Below are 20,672 nucleotides of genomic sequence, written 5' to 3' on the forward strand. Positions count from 1 at the left end.
CGGCTGACCGCAGATGCGACTCGGAAAAACACGCAAAGATTGGCGCGAAAGTGAGTTTTTCCCGCAACGCGGGTGACAGCAGCTTGGGTTGCGGTGTTTGTGATGCTTGTCCGGACGCAAACACTTAAAAACTCAATCAGGAGGCATCACAATGAAACCGCAAACTCTGGCCGCTATTTCCGCCATTGCCCTTGGACTGCCGGCGCTGGCCGTCGCACAATCCTCGGCAGATGCAAATGGGGATGGCGTGCTGACCATCGAAGAAGTGCAGGCAGTTGTGCCTGGTGTTGACGCAGATGTTTTCTCGGCAATGGATGCCAACGGCGACGGAGCGCTGGATGAGGCCGAGATTGCCGTGGCACAGGAAGCAGGCCTACTGCCGGCGACTGACGGCTAACGCATTTAAGAAAGCGGCCAGATAGTTTCTGGCCGCTTTTCAGTGCTTTACAAGGGTAAGTGAATTTTGAAGTTGGCCCGGAGTTCCGCGTCGAGCAACGGATCGAAACGGGCTGGCGACGGGGTCGACAAGATTTCTTCCTTCCGCTTGATCGCTTTTTCGATCAGACCGGGTTTACCAAGCTCGACCCATTCCTTGGGCGACGTGCGGTCGCCGAAAACGGGATACACATAATCCGCCTGCATTCGGCTGAGCGTTGCATCGGTGCCCAGATAATGACCCGGCCCGCCCATACAGACCTCGGCGATCTGGTCCAGAGCCAGCGTTTCGTCAGTAACCTCGATCCCGCGCACGCAGCGTTGCGCCTGACCGATCAGGTCGTCACTGAGGATCAAGCTCTCATGGCAGAAGCCCAGCAGCGACGCATGCATGCCCGCCGCTTCGTATACCATGTTCAGACCGGACAGACCCGCCATGACGTTCGAGCACATTTGCTCCCATCCGGCTTGCATGTCGGGCAGTTTCGAATCCGATGCGCCAGCGGCAGCACCGCCTGGCAGGTCATAAAAGCGATGCATCTGAGCGCAGCCCGCCGTTAGCAGGGCTTGTTCGCCCGAACCGATGGACATTGCTCCTGTGCGCAGGTCCAGACCAAACGGCCAGGTGCCAAAAACTGCCGGGGCGCCAGGACTTACGGCGTTTACGTAAACCAGTCCGGCCAGACATTCCGCAGTGGCCTGTGTGATCGCACCGGCGATGGTCGAGGGCGCGGTTGCACCAGCCATCCCGGCGGACAGCAGCAGAACCGGCATACCTGCCTTGATGCACTCTTCCATCACTTCGCAGCTTTCCGTTGCGAATTTCATTGGCGGAACGACAAAACAGTTCGAGTTCGAAACGAAGGGACGCTCACGGTATTTGTCCTCACCGCCAGCGATCATATAGATCATCTCCATCGCGGGGGCGACATGGCTTGGTTCGGTGAAGGACGTACCGATATGTTTGAACGTGCCCGAACAGGCGGCGTAAATCGTGTTAAGGTCCATTTCCAAATTGTCCACGATATCGCGGCACACCATGGGACGTTGGACAAAATGTATGTTTTCCAGCTGCTGACAGATGCGTGCCGCGTCGTGCAGATCCTGAACAGTCGAGTCGCGATATTCCTGCCCGTGCACGTCAACCATGCTGACGGCGGCCCCGGCGGTTCCATAGTGAACTTTGGTGCCCGACAGCTCCAAATCGGTTTTTCCATCGCGGCTGTGTAAGGTGATCGAGCGGTTGGCCTTGGCAATTGTATCTTCGACTAAGGCGCGCGGAAACCGAATGCGGCCATCGTCGCCCAGGATGCAACCGGCACCGACCAGATAGTCGATGCCGCTTTGCGGGGCATCGGCCAGACCGATGGTTTCCAATGCTGTCAGGGCGGCTTGATGGATGCGCTCGATCTGGGCTTGAGTCAGCACATTGAGAACGCCACCTTCCATGCCGGGGCGGACAGGGCGCAGATGTTCGGGCAGGGCAGTGGCACGGGCGGCGCGACGGGCTGCGCGACCGCCGGTACGGGAAGAGGTGCGGGATTGATCGTTCATAATTCGGATTCCGGTCGTTAAGGGGGTGTCAGAGTGATTGTTTTAAACCTCTGACGGCCGCCCACGCGCCGCACGACCGCGATCCGCACCGATGGTGCGGCTGACCAGCCGAATCTTCCAAACGTCGTCTTGCATTCAGGTCCTCACCTTATGAAACGAATTATCCAGATGTGTCCTGCGGCAATCTGTTCTGTTTGCGACCTGAGGGTCTAAAAGCGAAGTATACATGAAGATGTCACACTCGTAATTTGTCTGCTCAAGTTTTTTTCTGAGGCAAATAAAATTCTGTTATAGTTCCTTCACTTATTTAAGAGTGGTTCGTGATCTCAATTGAATTTTAATGGTCGTGAACCAAGTTTTTGAGTTAGCATGACTTAACCCAACGTCGCTGCGACGAAAGGTGTTTAGGAGAGATTTATGAATGCCCTTAAGGCCCTCAGTCTCACTTTGATGGTGTCATTCGTGACCCCGTTATGGGCTGAAGATTGGACCGGGGCTTATGCAGGCTTCAGCTTTGGCTACGCGGATGCGGACGGTCCGAACGGCGGCAGCGGTGATGATCTGACCTTTGGCCCGCATATTGGCTATGATCGCGACTTCGGAAATTTTGTTCTGGGCGGTGAACTTGAATACAACAGCCTGTCATTGGATTTGGGTCAGAGCGAGGGATCACTGGACAGCATGACCCGTCTGAAGCTGCGCGGTGGATACGATTTCGGTCCGGCCCTGGGCTATGTCGTTATCGGTGCGTCGCGGGTGGATAGCTCGGTCGATAATGATACTGCCGCAGTGTATGGAATTGGCGTGGCCTATCCCATAGGTGATCGCTTTGTCATCAGCGGCGAGGCGTTGCGGCAGGAATTCGACGACGTCACCCGATCAGATGGGTCGCTGGATTCGAACGTCTTCAACCTGCGCACGTCCTTCCGGTTCTGACTTCCCCTAACTTGCAACAGCAGGACGGTTCGCCAGATCAGTTGCGAACTCGCAGATCGTCGACAAGGCCGCTGCGAACCGTTCGTCGTCAATGGTCATGGCCACGCGGATATGACCGGCAGCTGCTGACCCAAAACTCTCACCCGGCATCACGGCAATGGCGTGTGTATCCAACAGGGCGTTGGCGAAATCCTCACCGCCGAGACCCGTGGCGCGGATGTCTAGCATCAGGTACATGGCTCCTTGCGCCGGAACCAGACCAACCGTGTTCTGGGCTTTCAAAATATCCACGGCAAGCTCACGTCGCCTGCGGAAGGGCGCGGCGATCTGCTCCTCCAGCGCGCTGCCTGCGTTCAGAGCGAAACTGGCGGCATCCTGAATAAACCCGGGAACCCCGTAGGTGGTGTGCGTGGCGAGGTTTATCAGATGCGAAATTACCTCTTCCGGTCCAACAATCCAACCGCAGCGCGAACCGGTCATGGCGTGCGACTTGGACATCGATCCGACGACCAATGTACGTTCGGCCATTTCCGGCAGGGTGCGCGGCGAAATATGTGAGCCTTCCCAAACCTGTGTATCGTAAACCTCATCTGAAATTAGCCAAAGATCACGTCTGCGACAAACTTCGGCGATCCCTTCGAGCGTCCGACGGGAATAGACGACTCCGGTGGGGTTGTTTGGAGTGTTAATCAATAGAGATACCGCACCCTCTGCAGCGGCGTCGATTTGCTCGGCACGCGGTTGGAACGCATCTTTGGAGGTCGTCTCAATCGCCCGTGCCACCGCGCCAGCGCCGCGGATCGTACCGGGATAAGTGGCATAGTAAGGGTCCAGATAAAGACCAACATCACCCGGATCGCAAACCGCAAAATGCGCAGCGAACAAGGCCGATTGCCCACCGGGGGTGATCAGCACGTTGTGGCGGATGGTGGGTACACCGGTGCGCGCTTGCAGCCGGGCGGCCACAGTATCGCGAAGCAAATCCGTGCCGGGCACCATTGCATAGCCGGTGTGGCCCTGACGTGCCGAAAGGTCCATGGCCTCAAGAATCGCAGAATCGGTGCGGACGTCATGTTCGCCAATAGTCAGTTCAGTTACAGCATAGCCGTCGCTGATCATCCGCCGGGCACGATAGAACACATCCCAGCCGTCACTGCCGCCGCCGGTCAGATGAGTAATACGCTGCGACAATTTCATGACCTGCCTCCGTCTGGTGTTCTTCGCAGAATGGGCCAGAGCCGTTGGTTAATGTCAATCGGCGAAACAGGTGGACAGAACTCAAGGCTTGGCGCAGGGCGGTCCACGTGATATTGGGGCAATATGAACCCGATGACCTGCATCATTATTTGCTGCATTTCCTGCTGATACTTCAAGCGGGCCGGTTTCTTTCGTTTTCATCCCTGAGACAAGTTGCTAAGCCCGCGTCAACGCGACCAGCCATGCTGTCTTTAGGAGCCGACCGATGACGACGATCAAACTGCACAACACCCGGACGCGGACGAAAGAGGATTTCGTGCCGATCAGCGCCGACAATGTGCGGATGTATGTCTGTGGGCCTACCGTTTACGACCGTGCCCATCTGGGCAACGCACGGCCTGTCGTAGTGTTCGACGTGCTCTACCGGTTATTGCGGCACGCTTATGGCGGGGGTCACGTGACCTATGTGCGCAATTTCACCGACGTAGATGATAAGATCAACGCGACCGCTTTGGCACGGCAACAGGCCGGGGCCAAGGGCACGTTGGAGCAGTTGGTGCAGGAGCGGTCGGACGAAACCATAGGTTGGTATCTGCACGATATGGGCGCGCTTGGGGCGTTGGAGCCCAATGAAATGCCGCGCGCTACGCAATACGTTGCGCAGATGATTGCGATGATCGAAGACCTAATCGCCAAGGGCCATGCTTACGCGGCCGAGGGGCACGTACTGTTCGCAGTCGACAGTTGGAAAGAACATTACGGCGAATTATCGGGCCGGTCCGTCGACGACATGATCGCGGGCGCTCGGGTCGAGGTTGCGCCTTACAAGAAAAACCCGATGGATTTCGTGCTGTGGAAGCCATCGACCGATGAATTGCCGGGGTGGGACTCCCCTTGGGGCCGGGGGCGCCCGGGCTGGCACATCGAATGCTCGGCGATGAGTTACGAGCTGTTGGGCGAGAGTTTTGACATCCATGGCGGCGGCAATGACTTGATGTTCCCGCATCATGAGAATGAGATCGCACAGAGCAAGTGTGCCCATCCGCATGGTGAGTTCGCAAAGGTCTGGCTGCACAATGAGATGCTGCAGGTGGAAGGCAAGAAGATGTCCAAATCCCTGGGCAATTTCTTCACCGTGCATGATCTGCTGGAACAGGGCGTGCCGGGTGAGGTTATCCGCTTTGTCTTCCTGCAGACCCATTATCGCAAGCCGATGGACTGGACCGAGAAGAAGGCGCGTGAGGCTGAGGCAACGCTGCGCAAGTGGCGGGCGCTGACAACGGGCATCGAGCCCGCCGCTAGCGCTGCACCCGCAGTCGTCGCTGCGCTGAGTGACGACCTGAACACTGCGGGCGCTTTGGCTGAACTCTACCGCCTGGCTGCGGATGGGAATGCTGCAGGCTTGTTGGCCAGCGCGCAATTGCTGGGTCTCTTGATCCCAGAGATGGGGGAGTGGGCGGATACCACATCGGCGGATTTGTCTTTACATGCGGACCGGTTGGCAGACGCGCGAGCCATTGCGATGCAAAGCAAGGATTTCTCGGAAGTGGATCGTCTGAAAGCCGCCTATTTGGCCGCTGGGTTGGAAGTTCGTATGAGCAAAGATGGGGTTGAACTGGTGCCTGGTGCCGGATTTGACCCAGCCAAGCTGGAGGAGGTGTGATGACCAAGGAACGCCTCTATCTCTACGACACCACCCTGCGCGATGGGCAGCAGACTCAGGGCGTGCAGTTTTCGACCTCTGAGAAAGTGCAGATCGCGCAGGCGCTGGACGCGTTGGGGGTCGACTATATCGAAGGCGGTTGGCCGGGCGCGAACCCAACCGACAGCGCGTTTTTCGATGTTGCGCCCAAGACCTCGGCCCGTCTGACCGCGTTTGGCATGACCAAACGAGCAGGGCGGTCGGCCGAGAATGACGATGTTCTGGCCGCTGTAATGAACGCGGGCACGCAGACGGTCTGTCTGGTTGGCAAATCGCATGATTACCATGTGACGCACGCGCTGGGTATCTCGCTGGAGGAGAATGTCGAGAACGTCCGTGCCTCGGTTGCGCATATCGTGGCGCAGGGGCGTGAAGCGCTTTTCGATGCTGAGCATTTCTTTGACGGGTACAAGGACAACCCCGGCTATGCGGTTCAGGTGTGTCAGGCGGCCTTGGACGCCGGTGCGCGCTGGGTTGTGCTGTGCGACACCAATGGCGGCGCACTGCCCGCCGAGGTGACGCGGATCGTGACCGAAGTGATTGCCGCCGGATTGCCCGGTGACCGCTTGGGCATTCACACCCACAACGATACCGAAAACGCGGTGGCTTGCTCTCTGGCCGCTGTCGATGCGGGCGCGCGGCAGATACAAGGCACGCTGAACGGGTTGGGTGAGCGATGCGGCAATGCGAACCTGACCGCTCTGATCCCGACTTTGCTGTTAAAGGAGCCCTATGCGTCAGGTTTTGATATTGGTGTTAGCGAACAGGCCTTGGCCGGCTTGACGCGGGTCAGTCGGATGCTGGACGATATCCTGAACCGGGTGCCCAGCAAGCAATCGGCCTATGTCGGCGCCTCGGCCTTTGCGCACAAGGCGGGGCTGCACGCCAGCGCGATCCTCAAGGACCCGTCGACTTATGAACATGTCGACCCGGCCTCGGTCGGGAATGCGCGGATCATCCCGATGTCGAACCAGGCGGGGCAGTCGAACCTGCGCAAACGCCTTACTGAGGCCGGTCTGTCCGTGGAAAAAGACAACCCGGCGCTGGGGAGCATTCTGGATCGGATCAAGCAGCGCGAGGCCGAGGGGTATTCCTATGACACCGCGCAGGCCAGTTTTGAGCTGCTGGCGCGTGATGAGTTGGGGCAGCTGCCCGAGTTCTTTGAGGTCAAGCGCTATAAGGTGACCGTTGAGCGGCGCAAGAACAAGTACAACAAGATGGTCAGCCTATCCGAAGCCGTCGTTGTTGTGAAAGTCGACGGGGAAAAGAAACTGTCGGTTAGCGAGTCTTTGGACGAGGACGGCAGTGACCGGGGGCCGGTGAACGCGCTGGCCAAAGCGCTGGCCAAGGATCTGGGGCAGTATTCGCAGATTTTGTCCGACATGCGTCTGGTCGACTTCAAGGTCCGCATCACGCAGGGCGGCACCGAGGCGGTGACCCGCGTGATAATCGACAGCGAAGACGGGCAGGGGCGGCGTTGGTCTACCGTGGGCGTAAGCGCGAACATAGTCGATGCCTCGTTCGAAGCGCTGTTGGACGCGATACAGTGGAAACTGGTGCGCGATTGCGGGTCACAGACGGCGGTGGCCGAGTGAGCGTAGATTTTGATGATGACGTTAAGGCCTGCGCAGCATTGGTGCATCGCGCCGATCCTGATCGGTTTATGGCGGTCATGGCGGCACCCGTTGCCGTACGGCCTAAACTGTTCCCGCTCTATGCGCTGAATGTCGAGGTTGCTCGGGCCCCTTGGGTCACGCAAGAGACAATGATCGCTGAGATGCGCCTGCAATGGTGGCGCGATGCGCTGCAAGAGATCGCCGACGGTAAAGCGGTGCGTCGGCATGAGGTCGTGACGCCTCTGTCCCAGGTTCTGTCACCCGATCTGGCCGCCATGTTGGATGAGTATGTGGCCGTAAGGCGTTGGGATATTTACCGTGATCCGTTTGAGGACGAAGCGCATTTCGACGCCTATATCAACCATAGCGCCGGATCCTTGATGGTCGCAGCCGCGCAGGTTCTGGGTGAAGCGGACGAAGCTGTGCTGCGCGATTTCGGCTATGGCGTAGGGGTTGCGAACTGGTTTCGGGCGATACCTGATCTTGAGGCGCGTGGTCGTATTCCTTTGCTTGACGGCACGCCTGAAAGCGTACGGGCGTTGGCGCAAAAAGCCTTGGACAGGCTTCAGCGCGCACGGTCAAACGCTGCGGGGATTTCAAGTGATGCCCGTCCAGCTTTATTTGCGGGGTGGCAGGCGGAATGGGTTTTGCGACAGGTCGTGGCGCGCCCGGACCGTGTTGCGGCTGGGGATCTGGCCCAGGGTGAAATTCGCCGCAGAGCGTCCTTGATGTGGTCCGTCGCCAGCGGGCGCTGGTAGGTGTCAGACCGTTTCCGGTTCAGAGGGTTTCAGAACCAACCACAGCAGCGCACCGCCTGCCAGTGTCAACAGCGGGATCATGGCTAGGTTCACGGCGGTCCATCCCTCGACTGGTGACCCGCCCGAGCAGTTCATCAACCCGCCCGAAGCGAGCGATGCAAGCGTCACTCCGCCAAACACCAGCAGGTCGTTCAGCCCCTGCATCCGTCCGCGTTCGTTCACGTCGTGCGACGCGGCCAGCATGGTGGTGGCGCCGATAAAGCCAAAGTTCCAGCCAATGCCCAGCAGGATCAAAGCGACGAAGAAATTGCCCAGCTCGACCCCTTGCAGCGCGACCACCCCGGCCCCAGCCAGAATGGCAAGGCCAAAGGCCACGATCTTTTCCACTCCGAAACGCGCGATCAATTGGCCAGTGAAAAAGCTGGGCACATACATGGCCAGAACATGTGTGGTAACGACATCGGCGGCGTCATTGGCGCTGAAACCGCAGCCCACAACAGCAAGTGGGGTTGAGGTCATAACAAGGTTCATCAATGCGTAAGACACCATTGCGCAGATGATCGCCACGGCGATGCGCGGAGTCTTCAGCATTTCAAGCCGGGTCCGTCCTTTGGGGGCATCTTCCCTGGGCTTTTCGGGCGTCGGGATATCGAGGAAGAAAAACAGCCCCGAGCCAAGGAGGTTCATCGCGATCACGGCCAGATAAGTGCCAAAGAACGGGATTACATAGGCAGTCGAGGTCAATTTGACGATCTGCGGACCGATGATGGCCGCCGCCAACCCTCCTGCCATGACATAGGAAATAGCCTTGGGTCGAAATGCGTCAGACGCGGTATCAGCTGCTGCAAAGCGGTAAAAACCGTGCGCGCTCATGTAGATACCGGTCAGCAGGCTTCCCAAGAGGAAGATTGGGAACGAGCCCAAAAATAGACCGTACGCGCCGACCGCGCCGCCGCAGGCCCCAGCCGTGGCGCCGACCAGAAAACCCACGCGCCGTCCCCAGCGTTGCATGATCGCGGAAATTGGCGTGGCCGCCAGCATCGACCCCAAAACGATCAGCGAAATGGGCAGGGTGGCGAGGCAGGGGTTGGATGCCAGCGATTGCCCCGCCAAGCCGCCGACAATAAAGATCATCGGCATCTGAGCGCCCAGCACAGCTTGTGCCGCCACCAATACCGCGACGTTGCGTTTGGCCTGGCTGTTGTCTGGGGTTGATGCAGTCAGTGTCATGTGCTCATGCGTATCTTTGAAAAGTCAGTCATACAAGCGGGTTGCATCTGCGACAAAGCAACCTACCGTGATCGCAACATCAACTTGCCGGAGGGCCCATGTCGGTCGGACGCATCATTGAAACTCCCGACTGTGTTGCAGAAGGGGCTGAATGGTTGGCCGGGAAATGCCCGCGCATGGCTTGGGCGATGGAACAGACCGGGCCTTTACCCCTGCGTCGTCGCCCAGACGGGTTTGCTCAGCTTCTCAGCGCCATAATCAGTCAGCAAGTCAGTGTTGCCTCGGCCAGCGCTATTTGGAAACGCATGCAGGATGCGAAACTGACCGGGCCGCGCAAGATCATGTGGGCCACCGATGACGATCTGAGGGCCGCCGGGTTGAGCCGGCAAAAGATACGTTATGCTCGTGCGCTGGCTGATGCGCGTATTGATTACAAAGCATTACGTGATGCTCCTAATTCAGACATCATAGCAACGTTGACCGAAATACCGGGGATTGGCGTCTGGACCGCAGAGATATATGCCATGTTCTCTTTAGGCCGTGCTGACGTCATCGCGCCGGGCGATCTGGCGCTGCAAGAGGCGGCGCGTATCCTTTATGATCTGCCCAAACGCCCGACAGACAAAGAGCTGCGCCAGATGGCCGAAGCCTGGTCGCCCTGGCGGTCGGTTGCGGCGCGTGTGTTGTGGGCCTATTACCGGGTGGCCAAAGAACGAGAAGGGATCAGATGACACGGGTATTGAATGCGCTCCGAAAAGAGCCGGTTTCGGGCGATACACGCTCGGTCGTGGTGTTCGTGCACGGCTATGGGGCCAATGGCGCTGACCTGTTGGGTCTGGCCGATCCGTTGGGCGAACACTTGCCAGACACACTGTTTGTCGCCCCCGACGCGCCCGAGCAGATCCCCGGGATGCCAAATGGTTTCCAATGGTTTCCGATCCCATGGATTGACGGCTCGTCCGAAGAAGAGGCGCGCCGCGGTATGGAAATGGCGGTTGAGGATTTTAATGCCTTCCTCGACGCCCTGATGGTGGACGAAGATGTTTTGCCGGAACAGGTTGTGCTGTTCGGGTTTTCGCAAGGCACAATGATGAGCCTACACGTCGCCCCGCGCCGCGAGGACCCTGTGGCTGGTATTGTTGCCTTTTCGGGCCGGTTGCTGGAACCTGATCTGCTGCCGGACGAGACGGTCAGCCGGATGCCGATCCTTCTGGTTCATGGCGATGTTGATGATGTGGTGCCGCCACAATCGCTGCCCGAGGCCGCCGAAGCGCTGCAAGAGGCTGGGTTCAAAGAGGTCTACGCGCATGTGATGAAGGGCACCGGTCATGGTATCGCGCCGGATGGCCTGAGTGTCGCGCTGGCCTTCATGCGTGACAAGCTGAGCCTGTAAGGATGATCGCGGTCCGCCCCATGATGCCCGAGGACGTGGCAACAGCCTGCCGCGTCCTCAATGACATCATCGAAATCGGGGGCAGTACCGCGTTTGAAATCCCGTTTTCTGAATCGCTGTTTGTACAAAGCTACCTGGATGGCGTCGATAAGATCTGCAGCCACGTCGTGTTAGGTGATCAGGGTGAGGTGGCTGGTTTTCAGTGGTTAGGGACGTATGACACCTTGCCACAGGACTGTGCTGATATTGCGACCTTTACACGCCGCCAGCCCGTGTTGAAGGGGGCAGGTCGGGCCTTGTTCGCGGAAACGTCTAAAATCGCGGCGGCAATGGGGTTTACTGCGATCAATGCAACCATCCGTGCCGATAACCGGATGGGTCTGAGTTACTACGACAAGATGGGGTTTCGCGACTACTCGGTCGCCTATAGCGTGCCTCTGCGGGATGGCACTCCGGTCGACAGAATCTCCAAACGGTTTGATTTGGTGGCGGGCCCGGCGCTCTGAGCGGTCAGCCCCACAGATGCCCCTCGGCAAACTCGACCGAATTGCCTGACGGGTCGCGCACGTAAAGCGAACGCGCGCCGTTGGGCCAGTCGAATTCGGCATCTACAGGAATGTTCCAATCCAGCAGATGTTTGCGCATCGTGTCGATCTGCGTGCGTGACAGGACCAGACACACATGACCGGGCCCTTGTGCACCATGGGGCGGAACGGGCAGGTCGGGATTGCCCGGCGGTTTTTGGGTTTCTTCCGCGTTGAATAGCAACAAAACCGAGCTGCCGACTCGAAAGAACACGTGCCGATCCGTCACGCGCTGGATTTTCTCTAACGCCAGTATCTCTCCATAAAACCGCTCGGCCGCATCCAGATCGTCGACATAAAGCGCGGCTTCAAGGATGCCACTTGGTGCTGGGATATCTGGTGTGACTTTCATGTTGTAAGTCTATCACAACACGCGGTTTTTGTCACCGGCGCGGGCGGCGATCCCGTTTGCGCTGCGGAGTAGCGTTCAATGTTGGCATAGCTAGGCTATCCCATTGGCCCGGTTCCAGCCCATCCAGCGACCAGTCGCCGATCCGGGCGCGGATCAGCCGCAGGGTCGGATGGCCCACGGCTGCCGTCATCCGCCGCACTTGTCGGTTTCGCCCCTCGCGGATAGTCAGTTCGATCCAGCAATCGGGCACCGACTGGCGCACCCGTATCGGCGGATTGCGGGGCCATAATCCCTGCGGTTCATTCATCGGGTGTGCCTTGGCGGGGCGGGTTAGGCCGTCTTTTAGCTCGACCCCGTCACGTAGGGCGTTCAAGGCAGCAGTATCGGGCAGACCTTCCACCTGAACCCAATAGGTTTTGGCCATTTTGTGCTTGGGATCGGAAATCTGTGCCTGTAACCGCCCATTATCGGTCAGCAGCATCAAACCTTCGCTGTCCCGGTCCAGCCGTCCGGCCGGGTATACGCCGGGCAGGTTGATATAGTCCGACAACGTGCTGCGTGGCGAATCCGCATTGGCGCGGTCGGTAAACTGCGGCAACACGTCGAAAGGTTTGTTGAAGCGAATGAACCAGGACATGGCAAACGCCATAGCCCGCAGGCCACATCTGTGCAACCTGTGGATAACTGTCACATAACCGTTACTGCGGCAGCTTAGCAATGCCCGAGATATTGTGGAAACTCAGGGCTTGTCAGAGTTTTAACACGATATATAGTTAAGTTAAGGCCGGGGCGGGTGTTCCCCGCTCTGATGTCAAAAAGGGCAGAGCAGAGCGAGGAGCGATTCTGATATGGACGGAGACTTCAGGACCGAATTTGTCAGGGAACCCGGTGCGCTCAGGCATCATCCGGCATTGGTTTTGAACGCCGATTATCGCCCCTTATCTTACTACCCGTTATCCCTGTGGCCCTGGCAAGAGGCGATCAAGGCGGCCTGGCTGGACAGGGTGGACATCGTGGCCGAGTACGACGAGGTCGTACGAAGCCCCAGTACCGAGATACGAATACCCTCGGTCGTTGTTCTGAAAGATTATGTAAAACCCAGAAAGCGCGTGGCCTTCACGCGCTTTAATTTATTTTTGCGGGACGAATTCCGATGTCAGTATTGCGGCAGCAAGGGTGATCTAACGTTTGATCACGTGGTGCCGCGGGCAGCGGGGGGCGTGACAAGCTGGCAGAACGTGGTTGCGGCATGCAGCCCGTGCAACCTTAAGAAAGGGTCCAAGTCTCTGCGTCAGGCGAGAATGACTTTGCGCAAGCCTCCGCGCCAACCGGACGCCGAGGCGCTGCGCAATGTCGGGCGAAAGTTCCCGCCGAACCACCTGCATGACAGCTGGATCGACTTTCTCTATTGGGATGCGGAACTGGACGAACTTTAACGAGCGTGCCAGGCGGCAATCCAAACCAGCACCAAAACCCCCGACAAAACGGCGTTCCAACCTGCCATGGATAGGCCAAGCATTTCCCACGGGATATCGTCGCAGCGCACCAACGGCGCGGACATGATCTGATCCATCAATTGCTCGGTGGACAGGCCGCCGATATCACCGGACGTGCAACTTGTCGGACCTTCCCACCATTTCTGCTCAACCCCTGCGTGGAACACACCGATTGCTGCCGTGGTCAAAGCCGCGAGCGCGCCCAACAATGGAAGCAGTGTTGCCCGAGGCAGGATCAATGCCAAGGCTCCCACAAGAACGGCGGCACCATGCGGATACCGTTGCCAGATACACATTTTGCAAGGCGCCAGCCCGCCGATGTACTGAAATCCCCACGCGCCAAGCAGAAGTGCGGCAGAACCAGCCGTTGCGATCAGGACCAGAGTGTTTTTGCGTGTCATAGATATTTTACCACGAAGAATCCGCCGAACAGCAGGATGATGAACAGCGTGAACATAAGGCCCAGGCGTTTTTCGATGAAGTCCCGGATCGGTTCGCCAAAGCCCCAGAGAAGTCCGGCAACCATGAAAAACCGCAAAGCTCGGGCCAGAATGGACGTAGCGATGAAGGTGCCCAGCGGCATGCCGGTCCAGCCGGACATGATGGTGATGACCTTATAGGGGAAAGGTGTAACGCCAGCGGCCAGTACGGCCCAGAAACCGAAATCGTTGAAACGGGTGTTGAACTCTTCCATAGCATGCGCCTTGCCCATCGCTTCGAGGATGGGTTGGCCTAGGCTTTCGTAAAAGAATGCACCGATGGCATAGCCGAGCAAGCCCCCTAATACCGAAGAGACCAATGCCACCGTTGCGATCAGCCATGCTCGCGAAGGGCGCGCCAGGATCATTGGAATCATCAGTACGTCGGGCGGAATTGGAAAGACCGAGCTTTCGATAAAGGCCACAAAGGCCAATGCCCACAATGCATGGGGATGTTCCGCCAGACGAATGGTCCAGTCATAAAGCGATCGCAACATAAGATGCTAAAATCCTGTTTTAACGTTGCGCAAGCCAAACCACGCACCCAGCAAGGCGTCAACCATTGCTGCGCAAACAAACTGGATTTTGGTTGCTTTTTGCCTCTGGACCTTCCCGATTAGGAGCGCTAATCCAATGGTCGTGGCCCAAGTGGCGGAATGGTAGACGCAGGGGATTCAAAATCCCCCGGTAGTGATACCGTGCCGGTTCGAGTCCGGCCTTGGGTACCAAAGTAAAAACAGAGGGTTAGGTAATCCTGCTCTCTGTTTTTTCTTTTCCGGCATTGTGTTTGCTTCGCTGCCCTCTCACTTTTTCTCTTTCAGGACTTGCTTTGTCTCAGTCTCGACGGGTTTGGGCGGCCTTGGAAAGCCTGTGAGGATCAACCAGATCAGGAACCCGATATAGGCGAAAACGACGACATTCAGTATGGTATCGACGAATTGTCCGCTCATGGCTGGTCCTCACGTGCAAGGCTTTTGAAAAGGCAGATCACAAGGATCGGCACGATAAACACGAATGCCATGGCCGACAGCGCGATGATAGACCGGACCACAGTGATATCGCCCACCAGAATCATCGCCAGCCCTAAGGCTCCCAGAATAATGCCCCAGATCGTGCGGATGCGGGGCGACGGGTTTTCGTCGCCGCCGGAGCCAATCATTGCAAGCGTAAACCCGGCGCTGACGACACTAGTGACAACAAACAGAAACGCGGCCAGAACCGTAGCGATCTGGGTGACGCCGCCCAATGGGAACTTGGCAAGCAGTGCAAAGGTTGTCGCGTCCAGATTCTCGGCGTTGACAGCCGAAAGGGCGCCGTCCTGACGCAATGCGTCATAAAACCCCAGCCCTCCAAAAATGCCGAACCACAAGATCGAGAACAGGGTGGGGGCGACGATGACACCGATCAGAAACTCTCGGATCGTGCGCCCGCGTGAGATCCGAGCGATGAAGATGCCAACAAAAGGCGACCAGGCCAGCCACCAGATCATATAGTTCAGCGTCCAGCCGTGAAACCAATCGACGATGATGTCATCGAAGAACTCGGCCGTAGAGAACCCGGCAGGAAGAACTCCGAACAGATAGCGCCCGAACCCGGATACGATGCCATCCATAATGTAGGACGTGGGGCCGAGGACCAGCAGATAGATCATCATCCCAACGGCGATCAGCATCGCCGTGTTGGACAGCAGGGACATCCCTTCGCCAAGGTCACGGCGTAGCGGGATGATATAGGCCACGCATAGCAAGGCAAAGACGGGAAGGGTCAGCGAGCCTGGTGAGTCGACTCCGATCAGACCCGCCAGCCCGGTCTGGATCTGGAAAACGCCCATTGCCAGCGACCCGGCCAGCCCCACGGCAATCGCGACAATCGAGAGTAAATCGAACACCCATCCCATCGCCTTGCTCCAGCGGGCCGGGCCCAGTGCCTCGGCTACGGGGGCGCTCAGCAACAGGGCGCGCTGTCGGCGATAGGCAAAATAGGCAATGATCAATCCAACGATCGCATAAATGGCCCAGGCATGAAATCCCCAGTTCAGATAGGTAATGAAAAGGGCGTGGCCAGCGGCCATGGGGGCAGGATCGTATTGGCGCAAAACCTCGAAATGAGTCAGGGGTTCGGCCGCTCCGTAAAACAGCAAACCGACACCCATGCCCGCTGCGAACAGCATGGCGATCCAGGCCGGTGTCGAAAACTCGGGCGTGGCATCGTCAGGGCCAAGGCGGATGCTGCCAAACCGGGACAGGGCCAGATACAGCGTGACGAACAGCAGGCCGCTGACTTCCAGCATTATGAACCAACCACGGCTGTTGAACTGCGTGGCCACCGCTGCGGATGCCAGTTGCCCCAGTCCTTCCGGGTCGACAATACCCCAAGCCGCAATCGCCGCGCTGATGATCAGTGCGATAACAAGCAACGGGCTGGGGGTTGTGGGCTTCATTTAAAAGGCCTTTCTCGGCAGGTGCAGAACAAATTCCTTTCCAGCCCTGCGCTTACAGATGTCTGTGAATGTCGTTCTGACACTAAAGATCGCCATACAGAGTTTCAAAAGAATTGTTCCCAATAACCGGAAAGACCTCGGATTTGCGCATTCAAGGGGGGAAAGTTCAGAAAAAACCCTCAGATATGCGGCGTGGGCGTTTCGCGCCGTGCACGGGGGTTGACAAGTGGAGTGTCTGAATGAAACGTCGAATATGTTGGGAGATTTTGGAAATTCAGTCGCTTGCGCCTGTTGCAAGACAGGTGCGGTTGGCGTACCGGCAGGTCCCAGGATGGGACCGCTAACAGTCTCCCATCCACAAAAAGAATTGGGAGTTCTCTAAAATGAAAAACAGCAGCAAGCTCAGCCTCGGCGCGGTCGTCACCGCGGCCCTTATGGCTCCGGCCGCGTATGCAGAAGAATTCATCACAATCGGCACCGGTGGTGTGACCGGTGTGTATTACCCGACAGGTGGCGCGATCTGTCGTCTGGTCAACAAAGGCCGCAAAGAGCACGGCGTGCGCTGCTCGGTCGAATCGACCGGTGGGTCGGTTTACAACATCAACACCATCCGTGAAGGCGAGCTGGAGTTCGGTGTGGCGCAGTCCGACTGGCAGTACCATGCTTTCAACGGCACCTCGAAATTCGAAGAGGCTGGTCCCTTCGAAAACCTGCGCGCCGTCTTCTCGGTTCACCCCGAGCCGTTCACCGTTGTGGCCCGTGCCGATTCCGGCATCACCAACTTCGAGGACATGAAGGGCAAGCGCGTCAACATCGGCAACCCCGGTTCCGGTCAGCGCGGCACCATGGAGGTTCTGCTGGGTGAAATGGGTTGGACCACTGACGATTTCGAACTGGCGACCGAGCTTAAGGCGGCGGAACAGTCTGCCGCTCTGTGCGACAACCAGATCGATGCGATGGTCTATACCGTTGGTCACCCCTCGGGTTCGATCCAGGAAGCCACCACTGCGTGTGATTCCGTGCTGGTGAATGTCAGCGGTGATGCCGTGGACAAGCTGGTCGGCGACAACTCGTTCTACCGTACCGCAACTATTCCCGGTGGAATGTATCGCGGTTCGGATGGCGACACGGCGACCTTTGGTGTAGGTGCGACCTTCGTAACCTCGGCAGACGTGTCGGACGATGCGGTTTATGCGGTTGTCAGCTCGGTCTTCGAAAACTTCGATGACTTCAAAAAGTTGCACCCGGCATTTGCCAATCTCAAGCCCGAAGAGATGATCGCGGACGGTCTGTCGGCTCCGCTGCATCCGGGTGCCGAGAAGTACTACAAAGAAAAAGGCTGGGTTCAGTAAGCCAGACCTGATGCAGGGTGCCCACGGGCGCCCTGCAACTCAAGCCCGTAGAATAACGGGTGGTTTAAAGGCCAAAAAACAGGCCGCGACGGGGAGACATTTGCATGAGTTCCGACACACAATCCAATCGCCCGCTATCCGAAGAAGAGCTACAGGATCTTGTAGCCTCGTCCGATGCGGGAGGGCGTAATCCGTTCGGTAATGTCGGGATTTTTTTGGCCGTTGTGGCGGCAATCTGGTCGATTTTTCAGGTGCTTTTGGCCTCACCTATTGCCAACTATGTGTTGCCGGGCAGTGTGGTGAATAATGCGCGCCAGTTTCATTTGGCCTTTGCCATGTTTCTGGCCTTTGCAGCCTATCCAGCACTGAAAAGTAGCCCGCGTGACTATATTCCGGTTCAGGATTGGATCATGGGGGTCGCAGGCGCGTTTTTGGCGTTGTACGGCTACTTTTTCTACGAAAAGATCGTCGACGCGGGTGGCCTTGCGGACGATACCGACAAATGGGTCGCTTTGGTTGGCCTGCTGCTGCTGTTCGAGGCCGCACGTCGCGCGCTTGGCCCTGCCATGGCCATTATCGCGACGATCTTTCTAGCTTACGTGTTCTTCGGCTCATCCGAATGGGTTCCCGAAGTTATCCGCTGGAAAGGCGCAAGCCTGAAAAAGGCCATGAGCCACATGTGGATCACGTCCGAGGGCGTGTTCGGCATCGCCTTGGGTGTTTCTACGAAATTCGTGTTCCTGTTTGTGCTGTTCGGCGCTTTGCTCGATAAGGCCGGGGCAGGGAACTACTTTATCAAGATGGCCTTTGGTGCCCTCGGCCATCTGCGCGGTGGTCCGGCCAAGGCGGCGGTTGTCGGCTCAGCTGCGACCGGCCTGATCTCGGGCTCGTCCATCGCCAACGTGGTCACCACCGGTACGTTTACCATCCCGCTGATGAAACGTGTGGGCTTTAGCAGTGAACAGGCCGGATCGGTCGAGGTTGCCTCATCCGTGAATGGTCAGATCATGCCGCCCGTTATGGGTGCTGCGGCTTTCCTGATGGTGGAATATGTGGGCATTTCCTATGTCGAGGTGATCACCCACGCCTTCCTGCCCGCGGCGATTTCCTACATCGCGCTGGTCTATATCGTGCACCTCGAAGCGGTGAAGCGGAACATGCCTACGCTGGGTGATCGCGATGTACATTTGGCACGCACTGTCGTCGGAATGTTGATGTTCTTCCTTGTATTTGCAGGGCTTTGCTATGGCTCGCAATTCCCCGTCGATGCGGTCACCAGCTGGGTGCCTTCGGCGGCAGGGTTGGTCCTGAGCCTGATCGTCTGCGCGATCTATGTCGTGCTGCTGTATCTGGCGGCGCAGGTGCCGGATCTGGAACCCGATGATCCGAACGCCAAGGAAGTTACACTGCCGGTCATTGCCGATATCTACAAGGCCGGGCTGCACTACCTACTGCCGATCATCGTTCTGGTCTATTTCCTGATGATCGAACAGAAATCGCCGGGTCTGTCGGCATTCTGGGCCACCGCGTTGCTGTTCGTGATCCTGCTCACGCAAAAACCACTCAAGGCGATGTTCCGAGGGCAGAGCAACCTTTATAACAGCTTTATCGATGGCGTGGCCGACCTGTGGCAGGGTCTGATTGACGGCGCGCGCAACATGATCGGTATCGCCCTTGCGACCGCCACTGCGGGCGTGATCGTCGGCACCGTGACACTGACTGGTGTTGGGCAGGTGATGGCCGACCTGGTCGAATTCTTGTCGGGTGGCAACCTGATCCTGATGCTGGTGATGGTCGGTATCCTTAGCCTGATCTTGGGCATGGGCCTACCGACCACAGCGAACTACATCGTTGTTAGCTCGCTGATGGCCGGTGTCGTGGTGGAATTGGGCGCGCAAAGTGGCCTGATCGTACCGTTGATCGCCGTGCACCTGTTCGTGTTCTATTTCGGGATCATGGCGGACGTAACGCCTCCGGTGGGTTTGGCGAGTTTCGCTGCGGCAGCCGTTTCGGGCGGCGATGCAATCAAGACCGGTTTCACTGCGTTCTTCTACAGCCTGCGCACCGTGGCACTTCCGTTTGTGTTCATCTTCAACACAGACCTGCTTTTGATCGACGTCACCTGGGTTGAGGGGATAACCGTCGCGATATTCGCGACCATAGCCATCCTTGTCTTTACCGCAGGCACGATGGGCTATTTCGTGACGCACAGCCGGATTTACGAGAGCGTTGCGCTGATCTTCGTGGCCTTCGCGTTGTTCCGGCCTGACTTCTTCATGGATCGGTTGTCACCGCCCTATGCATCTGTCGAACCGGCTGCTTTCGTCGAAACGATAGGACAAACGCCACCGGGAACCGAGGTGCGCCTTGTTGTCAGTGGCCCTGATTTTGACACTCTGGAAATGACGGACACCACGGTTGTAGTGGCCGTAGGCAACGAAGAGGGCGGTGCCGCACGTGTGGACGCCATGGGCCTGATGCTGATCGAAGAGGACGGCCTGGTCAAACTGGACGAGCCGTTGTTCGGCACTCCGGTCGCGGATGAGTTGGACAACTTCGACTATTACGCTGACGACGCGGTGCGTCTGAGTTCGGTAAGCCTGCCGTCCAGCCAGCCACCGAAGCAATTGATCTATATCCCCGCGATGATCTTGCTGGGGCTGATCGCCTTCCTTCAACGCGGCCGCGCCGCCAGACAAGAGGTGCTCGCATGACAAATTCAGTTCTTTGTGCCGTGGATATCAGCAATGGGGATCTGGACGTGCACGTGCTGAAGACCGCGGCGTCCTTGGCCGATCAGGACGGCGCGCAGTTGGACGTGGTAACCGTTTTGCCGGACTTTGGAGAAAGCTGGGTATCCGGCTTTTTCCACCCGGATTTCCACGAAAAGGCACTGGATGAGGCGCATGCCAAGCTGACGGATATGTGCACGGCAACCCTGGGCGCAGAGCGGAACGAGAAAGTCCGCCATGTCGTCGCCACCGGCACCGCTTATCAGGAGATACTGAAAACCGCCGAAAGTGCGAATAGCGATCTGATCGTGATCGGCGCACATAAGCCGGACCTTAAGGACTATCTTTTGGGTCCGAACGCGGCGCGGGTCGTGCGGCATTCCACGGTCTCGGTTTACGTGGTTCGCTAGGGTTCC

Annotated in this window: 21 protein-coding genes and 1 tRNA gene; 13 read left to right on the top strand and 9 right to left on the bottom strand. The window is 57.8% G+C overall.

All coding sequences use genetic code 11. The annotated features are described in order from the left end of the window. Nucleotides 1-151: 151 nt before the first annotated feature. The gene (locus RUE5091_RS06965) at nt 152-397 is read left to right on the top strand and encodes an EF-hand domain-containing protein (protein WP_082643577.1); all 246 of its coding nucleotides are present in this window, start codon (nt 152-154) and stop codon (nt 395-397) included. A 47-nt stretch (nt 398-444) separates the two neighbouring features. Here RUE5091_RS06965 and RUE5091_RS06970 read toward each other — a convergent pair whose 3' ends face one another. Further along, complete coding sequence (locus tag RUE5091_RS06970; protein ID WP_058281185.1) at nt 445-1,989, bottom strand: trimethylamine methyltransferase family protein; 1,545 nt, start codon at nt 1,987-1,989, stop codon at nt 445-447. A gap of 417 nt (nt 1,990-2,406) precedes the next feature. Here RUE5091_RS06970 and RUE5091_RS06975 point away from each other — a divergent pair, with 417 nt between their 5' ends. Further along, nucleotides 2,407-2,925 (top strand): outer membrane protein, encoded by a 519-nt coding sequence (locus RUE5091_RS06975; RefSeq protein WP_058281186.1) that lies wholly within the window; start codon nt 2,407-2,409, stop codon nt 2,923-2,925. Between the two features lie 6 nt (nt 2,926-2,931). Here the strand turns inward: RUE5091_RS06975 and RUE5091_RS06980 are convergent, their stop codons facing one another. Continuing rightward, nucleotides 2,932-4,122 (bottom strand): pyridoxal phosphate-dependent aminotransferase, encoded by a 1,191-nt coding sequence (locus tag RUE5091_RS06980; RefSeq protein ID WP_058281187.1) that lies wholly within the window; start codon nt 4,120-4,122, stop codon nt 2,932-2,934. A 265-nt stretch (nt 4,123-4,387) separates the two neighbouring features. Here RUE5091_RS06980 and cysS point away from each other — a divergent pair, with 265 nt between their 5' ends. Genes cysS through RUE5091_RS06995 form a run of 3 tightly spaced genes read left to right on the top strand, consistent with a single transcriptional unit; the run spans nt 4,388 to nt 8,198 of the window. Continuing rightward, nucleotides 4,388-5,785 (top strand): cysteine--tRNA ligase, encoded by a 1,398-nt coding sequence (gene cysS, locus RUE5091_RS06985; RefSeq protein ID WP_058281188.1) that lies wholly within the window; start codon nt 4,388-4,390, stop codon nt 5,783-5,785. Continuing rightward, a complete protein-coding gene (cimA, locus tag RUE5091_RS06990; RefSeq protein ID WP_058281189.1) occupies nt 5,785-7,419 on the top strand; it encodes a citramalate synthase in 1,635 nt (544 codons plus the stop codon). Before cysS ends, cimA begins: the two co-directional genes overlap by 1 nt. Beyond that, a complete protein-coding gene (locus RUE5091_RS06995) occupies nt 7,416-8,198 on the top strand; it encodes a squalene/phytoene synthase family protein (RefSeq protein WP_058281190.1) in 783 nt (260 codons plus the stop codon). The genes cimA and RUE5091_RS06995 overlap by 4 nt, the downstream gene beginning before the upstream one ends. A gap of 3 nt (nt 8,199-8,201) precedes the next feature. On the opposite strand, the gene RUE5091_RS07000 is transcribed toward RUE5091_RS06995, so the two are convergent. After that, nucleotides 8,202-9,428: an MFS transporter gene (locus RUE5091_RS07000; RefSeq protein WP_058281191.1), complete on the bottom strand. Its 1,227-nt coding sequence runs from the start codon at nt 9,426-9,428 to the stop codon at nt 8,202-8,204. A gap of 98 nt (nt 9,429-9,526) precedes the next feature. On the opposite strand from RUE5091_RS07000, the gene RUE5091_RS07005 reads away from it, so the two are divergent. The 3 genes from RUE5091_RS07005 to RUE5091_RS07015 are packed head-to-tail and all read left to right on the top strand — an operon-like array spanning nt 9,527 to nt 11,327. Further along, nucleotides 9,527-10,159 (top strand): DNA-3-methyladenine glycosylase family protein, encoded by a 633-nt coding sequence (locus tag RUE5091_RS07005; RefSeq protein WP_058281192.1) that lies wholly within the window; start codon nt 9,527-9,529, stop codon nt 10,157-10,159. Beyond that, the gene (locus RUE5091_RS07010) at nt 10,156-10,821 is read left to right on the top strand and encodes an alpha/beta hydrolase (protein ID WP_058281193.1); all 666 of its coding nucleotides are present in this window, start codon (nt 10,156-10,158) and stop codon (nt 10,819-10,821) included. Before RUE5091_RS07005 ends, RUE5091_RS07010 begins: the two co-directional genes overlap by 4 nt. 2 nt (nt 10,822-10,823) lie before the next feature. After that, nucleotides 10,824-11,327, top strand: a complete 504-nt coding sequence (locus tag RUE5091_RS07015) for a GNAT family N-acetyltransferase (RefSeq protein WP_082643578.1) — start codon at nt 10,824-10,826, stop codon at nt 11,325-11,327. A 4-nt stretch (nt 11,328-11,331) separates the two neighbouring features. Here the strand turns inward: RUE5091_RS07015 and RUE5091_RS07020 are convergent, their stop codons facing one another. Together RUE5091_RS07020 and RUE5091_RS07025 are read right to left on the bottom strand one after the other, a co-directional pair. Further along, entirely contained in the window at nt 11,332-11,757 is a 426-nt protein-coding gene (locus RUE5091_RS07020; RefSeq protein ID WP_058281194.1) for a VOC family protein, read from the bottom strand. A 31-nt stretch (nt 11,758-11,788) separates the two neighbouring features. Next, the gene (locus tag RUE5091_RS07025) at nt 11,789-12,394 is read right to left on the bottom strand and encodes a pseudouridine synthase (protein ID WP_058281455.1); all 606 of its coding nucleotides are present in this window, start codon (nt 12,392-12,394) and stop codon (nt 11,789-11,791) included. A gap of 211 nt (nt 12,395-12,605) precedes the next feature. Between RUE5091_RS07025 and RUE5091_RS07030 the strand changes: the two genes are divergently transcribed. Continuing rightward, nucleotides 12,606-13,193: an HNH endonuclease gene (locus RUE5091_RS07030; RefSeq protein ID WP_058281195.1), complete on the top strand. Its 588-nt coding sequence runs from the start codon at nt 12,606-12,608 to the stop codon at nt 13,191-13,193. Here the strand turns inward: RUE5091_RS07030 and RUE5091_RS07035 are convergent. After that, entirely contained in the window at nt 13,190-13,654 is a 465-nt protein-coding gene (locus RUE5091_RS07035) for a disulfide bond formation protein B (RefSeq protein WP_058281196.1), read from the bottom strand. The two genes, RUE5091_RS07030 and RUE5091_RS07035, sit on opposite strands and share 4 nt — an antisense overlap. After that, complete coding sequence (locus tag RUE5091_RS07040; RefSeq protein WP_058281197.1) at nt 13,651-14,229, bottom strand: YqaA family protein; 579 nt, start codon at nt 14,227-14,229, stop codon at nt 13,651-13,653. Before RUE5091_RS07040 ends, RUE5091_RS07035 begins: the two co-directional genes overlap by 4 nt. 145 nt (nt 14,230-14,374) lie before the next feature. Between RUE5091_RS07040 and RUE5091_RS07045 the strand changes: the two genes are divergently transcribed. Next, nucleotides 14,375-14,460, top strand: a tRNA-Leu gene (locus tag RUE5091_RS07045). Between the two features lie 75 nt (nt 14,461-14,535). On the opposite strand, the gene RUE5091_RS23235 is transcribed toward RUE5091_RS07045, so the two are convergent. After that, nucleotides 14,536-14,682, bottom strand: a complete 147-nt coding sequence (locus tag RUE5091_RS23235; protein ID WP_165590758.1) for a hypothetical protein — start codon at nt 14,680-14,682, stop codon at nt 14,536-14,538. Next, a complete protein-coding gene (locus RUE5091_RS07050) occupies nt 14,679-16,172 on the bottom strand; it encodes a BCCT family transporter (protein WP_058281198.1) in 1,494 nt (497 codons plus the stop codon). The genes RUE5091_RS23235 and RUE5091_RS07050 overlap by 4 nt, the downstream gene beginning before the upstream one ends. A gap of 383 nt (nt 16,173-16,555) precedes the next feature. Here RUE5091_RS07050 and RUE5091_RS07055 point away from each other — a divergent pair, with 383 nt between their 5' ends. From RUE5091_RS07055 to RUE5091_RS07065, 3 genes are all read left to right on the top strand, one after another. Continuing rightward, a complete protein-coding gene (locus RUE5091_RS07055) occupies nt 16,556-17,524 on the top strand; it encodes a TAXI family TRAP transporter solute-binding subunit (protein WP_058281199.1) in 969 nt (322 codons plus the stop codon). 104 nt (nt 17,525-17,628) lie between these two features. Then, the gene (locus tag RUE5091_RS07060) at nt 17,629-20,238 is read left to right on the top strand and encodes a TRAP transporter permease (RefSeq protein ID WP_058281200.1); all 2,610 of its coding nucleotides are present in this window, start codon (nt 17,629-17,631) and stop codon (nt 20,236-20,238) included. Continuing rightward, a complete protein-coding gene (locus RUE5091_RS07065) occupies nt 20,235-20,666 on the top strand; it encodes a universal stress protein (protein ID WP_058281201.1) in 432 nt (143 codons plus the stop codon). Before RUE5091_RS07060 ends, RUE5091_RS07065 begins: the two co-directional genes overlap by 4 nt. Nucleotides 20,667-20,672 lie beyond the last annotated feature (6 nt).

It is taken from the genome of Ruegeria denitrificans (assembly GCF_001458295.1).
Taxonomy (GTDB): domain Bacteria; phylum Pseudomonadota; class Alphaproteobacteria; order Rhodobacterales; family Rhodobacteraceae; genus Ruegeria; species Ruegeria denitrificans.